At 63.8% G+C, this 12,771-nt stretch carries 19 protein-coding genes; 10 read left to right on the top strand and 9 right to left on the bottom strand.

Annotated elements, in window-relative coordinates:
• Positions 1 to 127 precede the first annotated feature (127 nt).
• From V6V88_RS09465 to V6V88_RS09435, 7 genes are read right to left on the bottom strand one after another with little or no spacing between them, the layout of a single operon-like run.
• Positions 128 to 826 (bottom strand): hypothetical protein, encoded by a 699-nt coding sequence (locus V6V88_RS09465; protein WP_338619003.1) that lies wholly within the window; start codon positions 824 to 826, stop codon positions 128 to 130.
• Positions 813 to 1,409: a hypothetical protein gene (locus V6V88_RS09460; protein WP_338619002.1), complete on the bottom strand. Its 597-nt coding sequence runs from the start codon at positions 1,407 to 1,409 to the stop codon at positions 813 to 815. Before V6V88_RS09460 ends, V6V88_RS09465 begins: the two co-directional genes overlap by 14 nt.
• Positions 1,406 to 1,897 carry a RusA family crossover junction endodeoxyribonuclease gene (locus tag V6V88_RS09455; protein ID WP_338619000.1) on the bottom strand — a complete coding sequence of 164 codons (492 nt, stop codon included), beginning with the start codon at positions 1,895 to 1,897 and terminating at the stop codon, positions 1,406 to 1,408. The genes V6V88_RS09460 and V6V88_RS09455 overlap by 4 nt, the downstream gene beginning before the upstream one ends.
• On the bottom strand, positions 1,897 to 2,121 hold the full coding sequence (locus V6V88_RS09450) for a hypothetical protein (protein ID WP_338618997.1): 225 nt from the start codon (positions 2,119 to 2,121) through the stop codon (positions 1,897 to 1,899). The genes V6V88_RS09455 and V6V88_RS09450 overlap by 1 nt, the downstream gene beginning before the upstream one ends.
• Positions 2,118 to 3,299: a DUF1376 domain-containing protein gene (locus V6V88_RS09445; protein WP_338618994.1), complete on the bottom strand. Its 1,182-nt coding sequence runs from the start codon at positions 3,297 to 3,299 to the stop codon at positions 2,118 to 2,120. Before V6V88_RS09445 ends, V6V88_RS09450 begins: the two co-directional genes overlap by 4 nt.
• Positions 3,296 to 4,120: a DNA adenine methylase gene (locus V6V88_RS09440; RefSeq protein ID WP_338618993.1), complete on the bottom strand. Its 825-nt coding sequence runs from the start codon at positions 4,118 to 4,120 to the stop codon at positions 3,296 to 3,298. Before V6V88_RS09440 ends, V6V88_RS09445 begins: the two co-directional genes overlap by 4 nt.
• The gene (locus V6V88_RS09435; RefSeq protein WP_338618991.1) at positions 4,117 to 4,725 is read right to left on the bottom strand and encodes a hypothetical protein; all 609 of its coding nucleotides are present in this window, start codon (positions 4,723 to 4,725) and stop codon (positions 4,117 to 4,119) included. The genes V6V88_RS09440 and V6V88_RS09435 overlap by 4 nt, the downstream gene beginning before the upstream one ends.
• A gap of 56 nt (positions 4,726 to 4,781) precedes the next feature.
• Here V6V88_RS09435 and V6V88_RS09430 point away from each other — a divergent pair, with 56 nt between their 5' ends.
• Positions 4,782 to 5,459 carry a hypothetical protein gene (locus tag V6V88_RS09430; RefSeq protein ID WP_338618989.1) on the top strand — a complete coding sequence of 226 codons (678 nt, stop codon included), beginning with the start codon at positions 4,782 to 4,784 and terminating at the stop codon, positions 5,457 to 5,459.
• A gap of 5 nt (positions 5,460 to 5,464) precedes the next feature.
• Here V6V88_RS09430 and V6V88_RS09425 read toward each other — a convergent pair whose 3' ends face one another.
• Together V6V88_RS09425 and V6V88_RS09420 are read right to left on the bottom strand one after the other, a co-directional pair.
• On the bottom strand, positions 5,465 to 7,222 hold the full coding sequence (locus tag V6V88_RS09425) for a DNA cytosine methyltransferase (RefSeq protein WP_338618987.1): 1,758 nt from the start codon (positions 7,220 to 7,222) through the stop codon (positions 5,465 to 5,467).
• 67 nt (positions 7,223 to 7,289) lie between these two features.
• Positions 7,290 to 7,520: a hypothetical protein gene (locus tag V6V88_RS09420; protein ID WP_313619522.1), complete on the bottom strand. Its 231-nt coding sequence runs from the start codon at positions 7,518 to 7,520 to the stop codon at positions 7,290 to 7,292.
• 679 nt (positions 7,521 to 8,199) lie between these two features.
• Here V6V88_RS09420 and V6V88_RS09415 point away from each other — a divergent pair.
• From V6V88_RS09415 to V6V88_RS09375, 9 genes are all read left to right on the top strand, one after another.
• Positions 8,200 to 8,667, top strand: a complete 468-nt coding sequence (locus V6V88_RS09415) for a hypothetical protein (RefSeq protein ID WP_338618982.1) — start codon at positions 8,200 to 8,202, stop codon at positions 8,665 to 8,667.
• Between the two features lie 154 nt (positions 8,668 to 8,821).
• On the top strand, positions 8,822 to 10,087 hold the full coding sequence (locus tag V6V88_RS09410) for a DnaJ domain-containing protein (RefSeq protein WP_338618979.1): 1,266 nt from the start codon (positions 8,822 to 8,824) through the stop codon (positions 10,085 to 10,087).
• A 207-nt stretch (positions 10,088 to 10,294) separates the two neighbouring features.
• Positions 10,295 to 10,591: a hypothetical protein gene (locus tag V6V88_RS09405; protein ID WP_338618977.1), complete on the top strand. Its 297-nt coding sequence runs from the start codon at positions 10,295 to 10,297 to the stop codon at positions 10,589 to 10,591.
• Positions 10,592 to 10,679: 88 nt separating this feature from the next.
• Complete coding sequence (locus V6V88_RS09400; RefSeq protein ID WP_338618975.1) at positions 10,680 to 10,901, top strand: hypothetical protein; 222 nt, start codon at positions 10,680 to 10,682, stop codon at positions 10,899 to 10,901.
• The gene (locus V6V88_RS09395) at positions 10,898 to 11,254 is read left to right on the top strand and encodes a hypothetical protein (RefSeq protein ID WP_338618974.1); all 357 of its coding nucleotides are present in this window, start codon (positions 10,898 to 10,900) and stop codon (positions 11,252 to 11,254) included. Before V6V88_RS09400 ends, V6V88_RS09395 begins: the two co-directional genes overlap by 4 nt.
• A complete protein-coding gene (locus V6V88_RS09390; RefSeq protein ID WP_338618972.1) occupies positions 11,251 to 11,535 on the top strand; it encodes a hypothetical protein in 285 nt (94 codons plus the stop codon). Before V6V88_RS09395 ends, V6V88_RS09390 begins: the two co-directional genes overlap by 4 nt.
• A gap of 17 nt (positions 11,536 to 11,552) precedes the next feature.
• Positions 11,553 to 11,717: a hypothetical protein gene (locus tag V6V88_RS09385; RefSeq protein ID WP_338618969.1), complete on the top strand. Its 165-nt coding sequence runs from the start codon at positions 11,553 to 11,555 to the stop codon at positions 11,715 to 11,717.
• Positions 11,718 to 11,728: 11 nt separating this feature from the next.
• Positions 11,729 to 12,532: a PD-(D/E)XK nuclease family protein gene (locus tag V6V88_RS09380; protein ID WP_338618967.1), complete on the top strand. Its 804-nt coding sequence runs from the start codon at positions 11,729 to 11,731 to the stop codon at positions 12,530 to 12,532.
• Positions 12,533 to 12,547: 15 nt separating this feature from the next.
• Complete coding sequence (locus V6V88_RS09375; protein ID WP_338618966.1) at positions 12,548 to 12,769, top strand: hypothetical protein; 222 nt, start codon at positions 12,548 to 12,550, stop codon at positions 12,767 to 12,769.
• The last annotated feature ends 2 nt before the right edge of the window (positions 12,770 to 12,771 follow it).

Raw genomic sequence — 12,771 nt, 5'->3', positions numbered from 1 at the left:
GGCATGGAGAGGGGAAAGCCAGGCAGGAGGGCAACAAAAAACCCCGCTCGGCTTGCCGGCGGGGTCTTGGGCGCACTGATGACCAGTGACAGAATGAGGCGGATTTTGCGGATGCAATCCGCAAATGTCAAGCCGCGACCGCCAACTCGCCTACGATTTCGGCTTGGCGCAGCACGGCTTCGACCTGCTCCATGGCCTTTGCCTCCTCGCCCTTCTTCCCCTTGTCGAACTCGCCTCGCCCTTTCCGCACCAGGCGCGCGCCACGCAGCCAAAGCGTAATTTTTCCGTTCTGGTCGGTGACGGTGCGCTCGCTGATGCCGGCCTTGCTGGCCAGATCCGAGAGCACAATGCGCGGCCGGTTCGCCTTGGTCGCGAAATACCGCATCACCAAGCCGTCGCGGACAACCCGGTGCACGACATGACCCGACAGCACGCCCGCACCCATGGCGGCGTCAGACACAACACGGACGGATTGCAGCCACTCGGCATTCCAGACTGCGCTGTGGCAGCAGGGGCACGGCGTGGTTTGCGGCAAGAATGCCGCCTCGAGGATCCGCTGATGCAGCGGCGACAACGCTTGCAGTTCGCGCAGGATGAAGCCCGCCTGCGCTGCGCCATCGACGCCGGCCAGGCCGCGGCCGGTGCGAGGCGTTCGGTCGGCCATCTTCACCATGGCCGGCCTGTCCAACGTGCCGCTGGAGTAGTTGAAGGCGTACGTGAGCGCCTGGTGGGCACCCTTGAAAAGCGGTTCGGACACTGTGCGCTCCTGGCAATCGAGAAAAATTCGTGCGCCGGCCTGCCGGGCCAGCTGGTCATTCCTGGTCATGAAACCCGCCACTGCGAGGACTGCGCGCGCCTGCCAGGCTCTGCACCGGCGGTTGGGCCTTACCCACACGCTCCAGGTTCAGACCGAGGCGCGACGCGAAGGACAGCGGCTTGCGAGCCGGCGTTCCTTTGATGATTTCGACGTCCCCGCGGTAGCTGGCGATCGCGCGCGAGACTTCGTCCTCGGCCTTGGGCGGGGCCGGCGGCGTAGCGGGGATGGAGGTCGACGCCTTGGGCTGCGCATCCATGATCGATGCCGTAAGCCAGCGGCTATACGCCTCCGCCGGCGTGGAAGCTGCACGCGCCACCTGACCGCAGCTGCATTCCCACCGACCAGAGGCGGCTTTGCGCAGCCGCGGACGGACCGCGAACGGCTCGGATTGCCGGGACAATTTGGGCGCGGCAGCCTGGGCCCCGCTGCGCTGGCGCTGGGCAGGCGCCTCGCCGCGCAGCCGGCGCTGCTCGGCCTGGACGATTTGCCAGATGCGCTCCGACGTGATGCCGAACTCGGCCGCCAAGTCCGTTGGACGTTCACCGGCCAAGCGCCGGCGGGTGATTTCCGCGTTGCGTTCGCGTGTGCTCATGCTGCAGCCTCCACGCCGAACAGGGCAGCTTGCGGGTCGCAGGACACCAGCGACGTGACGGTCACCTCCAGCCGCGCGCCCAGTACATCCGGTTCCATGCGCTCGCCTGTCTCACGCCTGACCCACGCATCGTCATCCATGACCAGGCCTTTGAGGGCGTCATAGACGACTTTTCGGGCGTTGTCCAAGTCCAAACACTGGACCGTGTCGTCCCAGGCAGCACCGAACTTGCGTTGCCGCGCCTGCCAGTCTTGCGGCCGGTGCGGGTACAAGCGCAAGTCCACCTGAACGCGACCCAGGATAGGCTGGCAAATTCCGGTGGCCAGGACAATGCGCTCCACCTGCGCTTTGTATGCCTTTGCCTCAGGCGTCACGTAGGTGGTCGTGAACGACTTTCCGCCGTTGCGCGGCTTGACCGTCCTACTGGCCCAGTAGCGGTTCGCGCTGATCGGGTATGGCAGCACGAGGCTGTGAGATTGCGTAGTCATCAGACTCCCTCGCTGCGCAGCTCGCGCAGCCATTCGATACGCGCCGCGGTCTTGTCCGCCGGCGCAGGTTGATGGTTCCGGCATTGCCGGGGAAACGCCGGGCTGACGAACGTGCCCGGGCGGTCGGTCATGTCGATGCACCGGCCCAGGCCTTGCGCGGCCATGCCGGTGTGATGGCGCAGCGTGAAGCGCTCGCAGGCGACGCACTGCACGGTGGCCGTCATGCGCGCACCCCGTAGTCGGCCAGCAGTCGGGCGCGATCGGCGTCGGTCAGGCCTGCGGCCGAATGCACTCGAGCTTTGAACGCGGGGAAGATTTCGCCCTGCTCTTGCGCGATGCCCAGCTCCTGGCCCTTGGCTGTGATCCCCGACGCGGTTGTGGCCCAGGCCAGCGGATCCGACGGCGCGGCTTGCCTTGGCTTGCCGTTCACGGCGCTCTCGCCCTTGGGCGGGTTGAGCACCTTTGCGACAAACACGTCCAGGAAGCCGGGTGTGACGGGCCCGGCGTCGCCTGTGGCCTGGCGGTCCAGCAGAGCCTGGTCGTATGCCTCGGCCAGTTGCAGCCCGGTGGCGCCGGCCTCGAGCCACGCCGCAATGCGCGGGTCACTGGCGTTCGTGCCGCGCGGCTGCTTTCCTCGAGCTTGTTCCTTGCGGCGCAGCCAGCCAGCCACGGCAACGGCTTTTTCCTCGAGGGTCTTGTCGGCATCGAGCGGCGGCGGCGAGGACTCAGCCTCGCACGCGGGTGCGCCCGTGAGAGACGCCGCCGCTGCTTCTTCTTTTATATATGTCCCTGTCCCTGTCCCTGTCTTAGCCGTGACACCGCCGTGACTTTCTTTGTGACTTCCCTTCGGTGTCACAGTGACAACCTTGTGACCCTCAGTGACCACAATGGATATTCCGCGTGACGCCGCGACCTCGCGCAGGTGTGACGTGCTTGTGCCTTTCGCCGGCAGGATCACGCCCATGTCACGCAGAGCGGCAAACAGCAGCTTTCGGTCCTCGCGCTCCTCGCGCTTGCGCTCGCTGTCGCCGTCCTTCGCGGCCTGGTGCTCCTCGCGCCTAGCCATGGCCTTGATTGCCTCGGCAGCAATGACAGGGTGATAAAGGCGCCCGTCGGCGCATTTGACGAAGCCCCGCAGGGCCATGGTCTTCACCTTGCGCCAGGCGGGTTGCTCTTTGCCGGCCAAGTGGGCCAGGATGCGGTCATCGTCGGGCAACGACGCTGCCGGCTCTTGGTTCCAGCTCTTGCACCAGAGCCGCAGGGCCGTCTTGAACTCCTCGCCGGTAGAGAGAGCCATCATGTCACTGTCCAACAGGCGCTCAGTCTGCAGTGGCATGAACGGCAGGCCGCGCAGATTGCAATCCGGAGGAGTGAGAGGGTCGGGCAACTCCAGATCAGTCATGTGCCCTCCGTTGAAAAAAGTGTGCCCCTTGGAATGGACGGCGACAGCCACAAGGACTCGACGCGCGGCCGGGCTCCATCCGCGTGCGACCTGCCATCAATGCGCGTCCATCCGGCGTAGAGCCGGTCGTATAGCTCGCAGCGATAGCCACTGAGCACGACCATTCCTGACAGGCCGTGCAGAATGCCGGCCAGCTGCTCATGTTGCTGGTCGTTCAGCTCGTGACGATAGGAATGCGCCCTGGTGCGGAATGACCGTGTCGAATGGACATAAGGCGGATCGACGTAGTGCAACGTCTCGGGGCCGTCGTGGCGGGTCATGCAGTCGATGGCATCGCGGTTTTCAATCACCACACCGCGCAGTCGTTGAATGGCAAGGCGCAGGCAGTCCGGATAATTCATCCAGTCATGCGCAGGCGTCGTCCCTGACCGGCTACTGTTTGATCGGAACCCGCTGGATTGCCCCGTCACGGCGGCGGACCCGAAACCCGAGAAGCTTCGGAACACTGTCCGCCTGGCCTGCTCCAGCGGGTCGTCTGCAGGGTCGTACGCGTCGTCGAACTCGGCCCGAGCGAAGGGCGTCAGTTCGCAGGCGCGCGCCAGGCGCTCGCCGTCGTCGCGGGCTACGCGGAACAGATTCACAATCTCGCCGTCCAGATCGTTGTAGACCTCGGCGTACGCACGCGGCTTGCGCAACAGCACGCTGGCGCCGCCGGCGAACGGCTCGACATAAACTCGGTGTGGCGGCAGGTGCTGGATGATCCAGGGAGCCAGCCGCCATTTGCCGCCGTGGTAGCGGATTAAGGGCCGTTTGGGCGTCATGCAGCCTCCCGGTGCTCGAGGCGTGCAAATGCGTCCCACATGCGCAGGCTGGCCAAGCGAGCGATGTCCACCGCGGCAGCCGGACTGATCGAAGGGGCATCACGATTCGGCGTTGCGCGGCGCACGCAGTCCACGCGCATGCCGGCGTCGACCGGGCGCGGGTAGCCCTCGCGGTCCAGCAGGAGGACGCCGCTGTGCGCGCTGGGAAGCGCCGCGAACAGGTCGGGGTGCCAGATATCCTTCGGCAGCGCGTAATAGTGCTTCCAGACCTTGCGCGGCCAGTCCTTCGGCGTGCTCTTGTACCTGGACTTGCGGTGCCTGCGCACCTCTACGAGGTCGTTTGACAGCTTGCTGTGGCGCAGTTCGGAGACAGTGGGCCACTGTCCGAGATATTCTCGGTGCCACCACTTTTCTTTTTTGGCATCGGCTTTCAGGTCCGCACGGCTGATCTTGATTTCGACGTCGATGAGGCGGAGGTTCTCCGTCACCACCAGCAGGTCGCACTCGTGGCCAGTCCAGTTGCAGTTCGGAACGACCACCAGGTACTTCCGATTGAACGACTGCCGCGCCAGCGCGCGGGCGATGGCATTTTCCGACCAGTTCATGTCGTGCCCCCTGCCGCGCTAATATGGCGCCGCCCCGATGGAATAGGAGACAACCGATGAAAACCTACGCCCGCACGATCGCCGTCGCTGTGGCCGTCGGCATAGTGGGATTCTTTGCGGCAGTGGGCCTTGTAAGTGTCCTGTTTGCTCCTCAGGTCGACAGCTTTGCGCCAAAAAACAGTGCTGACGCCGCGGCCTGGATCCAAGCTGTCGGTTCCATCATCGCTATTGGAGCGTCGTACTGGCTTGGGGAGCGGCAGGCGCGCAAAGCACGCGACCACGCGCTTGAAGTGTTTCACCTTCAAAGATCCCGGGTGGAGCATGGGAGCCAAGCCGTTGTCGTCCAGCTTCACAAGGAAATCTATGCCGTCAGACAGACAGCAATTGAACTCGACTACGAGAGCTTTGTCTTTTCGTGGAAGATGTTCCTGTTGCCCACCATGACGGCGGCAATGGCTGCCTTCGATCATCTGCCCCACCACGAGCTTGGTGGCCACCGCCGAGTAAGCCTTGCCTTCGACATGCGAGCACAAGTTCAGCGTGCCGTGATGTCGATTACGGCCTTGCTTGATGAGGCGTACCACGCTGACGAGACGGCGCCTGAATCGGACCAACTGGATCCCCAGAAAGGTGACGCGGAGGACCGCGTTCTGTACCTTCGCAAGATCACAAACGACTTTTTCCAAAGCCAGACCGAAATGCTTGCTGAGTTCGACGCGAATATCCACACATAAGCCTGTCACAGCAGTTCTCCCCCACGCACTGCCATCGCCGTTGCGATCGGGCGCACCCAGATTGGCGTGGCCGAAAGCTGGAATGTTTCGCCGGCACGCGACAGCAGGATGGCGCGGCCGATTTCCTCGGCCATAGCCGTTGCGGCCTTCTTCGGTACCGCGTTGCCGATGCGCTCGCGGTGGGCACCGTCAGAATTGCCATCCATGACGAAGTGAGCGCCCTGCGCCTCGGCTTCGGCGTAATCATCGGGGTCGTACAAGCTTTGCAGGGCGGCGAGCTCGAGCGTGGTGAACGGCCGATGCCAGGTGCCGTCCTCGGCCACGATCCTGCACACGAGTTTGTCATTCGCGGCCGGCAGGGAGCGCGGATCCGCCACGGACCATGAGCCGTTGTCGTGACAAGCCGATGCCGACACGGCGCCGATGTGCTTGTCCCAGGCGGCCACGCCGTAATGCCCGGCGGTCAGATAGTGATCGCCGCGCTCGCGGGCCAGGCCGGGGCGCGGATCGGCCACGGAAAAGGCGCCATTGGCGTTGCCGGCGATGACCGCATGGGCATGCTCGCTCCAGCGCGCAGTGTGATACTTGCCGTGCAGCTTGCTTGGGTCTGGACCGCCGCGAGGGTCTGCGATGCACTGCCCGGTGCCATGCGCACCCGTGACGGCGCGCGCCGCGGCGTCATAGCGCACGATGCGGAATTCGTTGCTGTGCTTGGCGGGCCCGTGGTGGCGCGGGTCGGCGACGGTATAGGCGCCCTGCCCCGGCCCCTGCTGGCCCGCGATCGCGCCAGTCGACGCATCCCAGCGCCGCACGCCGTAGGCCTGACCGTCTTTCCACGCGGCCGACGGATCAAAGCGAGGATCCGCCACTGAGAAAGCGCCATTCAAGGGGAAGCTGCGGCCGGCGATTACGCCGACGCTGTCCTGCATGCTGTGCACGCCCAAGGCGCCGCGGTGCATTTCCGGTACCAGCAGGTAATCCTGCAGGTAGCCGTCCTGGACTGTCAGGCGGTTCAAGCTTCGCCAGTCGCTCCCCGCCTCGACGAACGCCAGGCGCACCCACGTTTTCCAGCTCAGGTTTGGGATGCGGTGCATGGGCCCGGCCGCGAGGTCGCCCGGCAGACGCATGCGGCCCAGGATCTCGCCCACCGCGCGCAGCGGGCGCTTCGGCGGCTCGTAGATGAATGCCGGCACCTTGTCGGCGTGTCGCGCGACCATCAGGAAGCGTTTGCGGCTCTGCGCAAGGCCGCCCAGCTCGCCGCAGTCATGGGTCGTCTCGCGGACCACGTAACCGTAATGGCGCAGCAGTTGGACGATCTGATCCAGGAAATGACGCCCGCGCGAAGCGATGCGGGGCACGTTCTCGAACAAGATCACCTCGACGGGGTCGTCCTTCCAGGCCTCCAGCGCCAGCCAGATGCCGCGCAGCGTCAGCTCATTGAGCGCCTGGTACTTGGCAGTCAAACTGCGCGAATGCGACAACAGGCCAGAAAAGCCTTTGCACGGCGCCGACAGAAAAAGGATGTGGGGACGGCGCCCGCCGGCAGCCGCGCGGATGTCGTCCGGCATGGCTTCGACCCAGCCATCCGGGGGCTGCTGCCCATGGAACGCGGCGTACTGCTGGCGGCTGAACAGGTCGCGCACCGTGCAACGCACACCCGTGAACCGGAAGAAGTCTGCGGCGCCGGCCGCATCCACGTCGATCCCGCCCAAGCACACCATGCGCCCTGTCAGGCCCGGGATCTCCGGTCGCGCGTCTTGCATGCCTGCCGCGCCGACGCCGGCTCCGGAGAAAAGGTGGAAATGGTTGATATCAGAGAGGGTCATAGCGTCATGCCACCGGATTGGCGCGAGCGCGCACGTAGCCCAATGCGCCGAACGCGTGCTGCTCCAGGACAGCGCGGGCGTACTCGGCCTTGTTCTTGCCACTGACCGTGGCCAGGGCCGCGATCGCGTCGTACAGGTCGCTGGTGCAGGGGATATCCAGGCGCTCAGTGCATTTGCCCGCAGCGGACGTTTCAGCCGGGCGCGATTCGAGGGAGTGCAGGACGGGGTTGGTCATGGGATTCCTATCGGAAGTTGTTCGGCTTGGCCCCGCTCGGCGCGGTGGGCAGAATGCCGACATAGACATGGATCAAGGGATGGATCGAAACAGCCAACGACTACGCGCAGGCCGGCGCAGCATCGCTAGACCTGGCGGCGTTGAGGGATCTCTCCACGCGTCTTGCCCTGTTGGCTGCTACGTCGCCCGGTATGACGGCAGTCACGCCGCTGTACCCCGGCACAAGTGGACGCCATCAGCGCGAGCCCGTTGGTCGCAAGCAATCGGCTGGATCGGACCTAAAAGCACTCGGGCCTCATGCACTCTCCTCCTCCGGGACCGTTGCGCATCCGTCGCCCAGCTCCGCGTGATCGCCAGCTCGGCCGGGGGGAATTCCATCCCACGGATTGGGATATAGGGAGGGACAAAGCTGATGGGGAGTCTTTCGCCACCCGGTGAGTTCAGCTAGAAACAACACTCGGCTAGCCGGCAGCCCATGAAGCCACTTCGATACGGCCCACGCAGTGAGCTGCTTTGGGTACGCGCGCTTGGCCACGGCCGTCAGCCCCCCGGCGATATCGATCGCCTCGGCGATATGTGATTTTTCGTCCATACCCGCAATCCTACTACTTAAAGTAGAAGTTTCCAACTACCTAAAATAGAAATGACCGCCTGCGCCGCGACTGTTAGATTTCTACCTATGGTAGAAAGAAACAAACTGCCGATCAGATATCCTGATTTCGCCGAACGCGTGAGAACGGCGATGGCAAATGGCGCGTGGGAAGTCCAGGGAATCGTCGATGCCCTTAAGCGTGCTGGAGTGCGGATTACGTACGAGATGGTTCGGCGCTATACGCTGGGGCAAGCCATGCCTCGCCCCGACAAGATGGGCGAAATTGCTAAAATCCTTGGGGTGAGCGCGAGCTTCCTGCAGTACGGTACCGAGGACAGCCCTGCGACTACACCAACCTCGGAGGGGGTAACAGGTGCCGATAGACACGGCTCGTGCTATCCGTTTATGCGGATCAAGCCGGAAGAGTATGCCGCTCTTGATGATGACGTAAAAGACGACATTGAAAGCATCATCGAGTTGCGTATCAATAAGTCTGCACGCGGTTCAAAGGTCGGCCGCGGACCAGGCACGCGCACCGGCACGGAGGGAGCGTAGCTCCGGCAGCGCCTCGCACCATTCTGTCAATCGAAGACAACGTGGTCTACGCGCGATTTGGGACAAAGTTTTCGCCGCCTTGTAACCAAAAACTATTTGTGTAGCTATTATTTTGCGGTGAAGCAAAAACCGCCATATCACTGGCTCGAATGAAATGGGACCCACGATCCACACTTACTACGACAATCTGAAGGTTGCGCGCAACGCTCCAGATTTCGTGATTCGGGCGGCCTATAAGGCTCTTTCCCAGCAGTACCATCCCGACAAACACGGAGGTTCTGCGGCCGCAGCGAACGCAATGCGGCTCATAAACGAGGCGTACGCGGAGCTGTCAGATCCTGCTCGGCGCGCGGCGCATGATGCTTGGATTGCCCAGCAGGAAGCTAAGGAAAGAGCTCAAAATCAACCAAATGCTCGGAGCCAAGGCGCTGATCCTTCCGGTTCAAAGTCCCATGCCGCCCCACCCAGAAAGGAGCCGCCGCCGCAGCCGCCTCCGCGAGCAAAACCGCGATCCGAATGGTCATCCGGCTGGGTCTTTGGCGGGGGCTTCTTGGTATTAATCGTCGTTCTAGCGTTGATAGAATCGAACGGATCTAAGACGCAACCCGCTCATAAATTCCCGCGGCCGACGGACGCGTCCTCTCCGACCCCAAGCTCCACTCGTTATGGATCGAATTCTCCTGCGGCAGCCCCGCCGGTTGTCAATCGGTCTTCAATTCCCGGTGAGGCGGCGCGGCTGCCGACTGTCATGCCGGCACCTTCTGCTGCACCCGTTACAAGCCAATTACCGAGGGGACGAGTTAACGCAGTGGAGCTAAATGTTCGTGCCGGCCCAGGCGCCAACCACGACGTGCTTGCCAGGCTCCGATTTCTTGATACGGTGTCGATTGAAGGCCCCCAAAGTGTCGGCTGGATTCCTGTGTCGCATCGGGCTGGGTTTGGGTATGTCAACGCCACGTACATTCAGGTGGGATCGGACGCGGATACGCTTAGGCAACTCTGCCAAGACGACGGTGCTCCCTTGAGTTCGGGAACAGTTTTGAAGCGGCCGAGCGCGGATGGAGACCATGAACTGCGTATCGTCGCGAACGGTGACCGCGACGCACTGGTGAAACTCAAAGACGCACAGGGTCACACAGCGTTCAGTGGGTACGTCAGGCGCGGACAGACCTACACCTTTCAAGGTATCCCCTCCGGTGTGTACACCGCTTGGTTCGCGACAGGAGCCGCCTTTAGCTCGAAATGCGGGCGGTTTCTCAATGACATGACCGTTTCATACGACCCCACACCTCGCCAATTCAAGACGACCCAAGCAGGAAATCTCGCGTACTCGACGGTTATGGAGTACTCACTGCAACTCCAGCGAAACGGAAATTTCTCGCCTAGGGCGGCGGACCCCCTCGCGTTTCTAGCAGACTGATCTCTTGTGAGCCCCGTCCGGGGCTTTTTTTTCGCCCGCATCTTTGCCGCTTCTAAAAGAAGCCCGTCGCCAAGCTTCTACTTTTAGTTGTTGACTGGAATTCTACTTTATGTAGAATTCAACTCAGTTTTCTACTTTAAGTATTGGAGACGAACGATGCGACGCCTCTGGCCCCCGCCCTCGACTTCGGCACACGGCGACATCGTCGTGGCCGAGTCCACCCTAATCCAACTCGCCCCCGCCGAACTGACCGACGCCGACATCCTCAGCGTCCTCTGCGATTTGTTTGCGGGGCGCGCGGCCCGCGCCTTCGGCGAGCCCATCGATTGGTGGACCGAAACGCTGCAGTGCGACTTGGATCCCACCGCAGCCGCCGGCGTCGCTTTGACCGCCATCAGCAAGTGGCAGTTTGATCGTGACGCCGGCGCTGCAGGTGTGAAGCAGCTGCAGGACGAACTCGTCCTGCGCGCCCGCCAAATTCTCGGCAAAGGCGGCCAGCCGTGACTGCCTCCGCACTCCTCCTCCTGCCCGTTGCGTTCTGCATGGCCCGCGCCATCGACGCGTTCGCGGCCTATCGCCGGCGCACTGATCCGTGGGGACGCGCATGACGGCCGCCACCCTCTGGGTCTTGCTGGCCTTCCTGCCCGCCGACTACGACCGTCCGCCCGTCGTGGTGATCGAACGCTTCGCCACGCAGGCCGAATGCCTCGACGTCCTAGACATCTTTCCGCCCACCACCCGCATCGCCTTCGAGTGCCTGCCGAGCCGGCAGATCGGCCCCGGCGCGGCCATCCTGGAGAACCGCTCGCTATGAACACCCACGACCTCCAGCGCGACGCGCTGGATCACATCATGCGCACGGCACGCGCTAGTTCGTCGCAAACGCGGCGCCTGCGCTGGATCGCCAGCCGAGCCGACGCAGCGCTGGCTGGCCGGCCATACGTCGCGTCTGAGCACGATCAGCCCAAGATGGTGACCGAGGCCACCATGCAATCGAAGAACTCCGCGCTGCAGTCGAAAAACCTGGAATTGCGCCTGGCCAACGCCCGCCTGCGTTCCACGCTGGCGCAGATTGCCGGTGGCTCCACCGGCATCCTTGATCGCGATTTCGAGCTGGCTCAGATGGCACAGGCCGCGCTCGAGGCTGAACAAGGGGGCCGCGAATGAAGCCCATCCGCAAACTGATCCGCGCCGACGGCACCGAAACGATCCTGCACGGGCCCCACGCTATCCAGGACGTCTGCCAGATGATCGGCGCTGACGCCCTGGACACGGTCAGCCTCGCCGACCACGTGCACGTCATGCTGGTCGACGACGACGGAATCCAAAAGAACTTGCCCGTCAACCCGGCCGCAACGCGCCTCTACCAGGACGCCCGCGGCATTCCCCATCAGATCCGCGGCGACGTTGTGATCGTGCCCGACTCTGACTATGCGAGGCACGCATGAGCGCGCGCCGCATCGTAGTGCTCTGGCGCCGCGCACGCCGCGCAGGCCGCGATCTGGACCTGGCCGGTTACGCAGCGTTCGCCGTCGGCGCGCTGATGCTGGCCGCCACCGGCGTGGTCGGTCCGACTCTGGACGCCCAACCGGCACAGCAGCCCGGCGCCGCCTACCACGCCGCTCGCTGAGAAGGACCACCATGCAACCCAACGTTTTCACCGTGCGGGCGTCCAGCTGGGGCCGCCTCTTCGATTGCGCCCACGCCTGGGAAGGCACGCACATCCTGGGCATGAAGAAGCCCGCGGGTATGCGCGCGTTGCTGGGGACCGCCGTCCACGCTGGCACCGCGGCCTATGACCTGGCCCGCCTGGAGGGCAAGCCGTGCACGCCCGACGAAGCCGCCGACGTGCTTGTCGACGAACTGCGCAACCCCGCCTATGAGGTCGACCACGCGCAGGACGGCCTGCCGATGGCGAAAGCCGAGCAGATCGCCCTGACCATCCTGGTGAAGTACTGCGCGGACGTCGCCCCGAAGTTCACCTACATCGACGTCGAAACGAAGCTGGACCCGCTGGACATCGACTGCGGCAACGGAATGACCGTCCGACTTACCGGCACGATGGACCGAGCGCGCGTGGCCGAAACCGAGGGCGGCATTGTCGTGCCCGACGTGAAGACGGGCGCGCGCGTCGTGCAGGACGGCAAGGCCGTCACGCAAGGCCGCGCCGCGCAGACCGGCACCTATCAGCTCATGTACGAGCACACCAAGAAGGTGCGCACGGTCGGCTCCCAAATCATCGCCCTGTCCACCAGCGGTAGCGCCGCGACCGCCGTGAGTCCTGTTTTCGACGCCCGCCGCGTCATGGTCGGCGAGCCCGAACAGCCCGGCCTGCTCGAGCACGCCGCGGCCATGTTCCGCACCGGCCTTTTCCCGCCCAACCCATCCAGCGTTCTTTGCAGCCAGAAGTACTGCGCGCGCTGGTCTTCGTGCCTTTTCCGATAACCAGAGGAGCCCCGCATGTCCCTCCACCCCGTCAGCCGCGACGTGTTCGTCCGGCGCACCGACAAGGCCGGCAAATCGGTCGTTACCCAGCACCTGGCCTGGGAACCGGCCGAATTTCTGGTCAGCCAGGTCAAGCAGTACGACAAGGAGGCCAAGCCCGACGAGCGCCAGACCGTCGCCATGGCCACGGCCGCCGAATACCACGACTACCGCGCTCAACAGAAGAAAGGAAGCTAACC

Source organism: Achromobacter sp. E1 (assembly GCF_037039475.1).
GTDB classification, from domain to species: domain Bacteria; phylum Pseudomonadota; class Gammaproteobacteria; order Burkholderiales; family Burkholderiaceae_B; genus Achromobacter; species Achromobacter mucicolens.
This window is presented reverse-complemented; position numbering and strand designations above follow the sequence as displayed.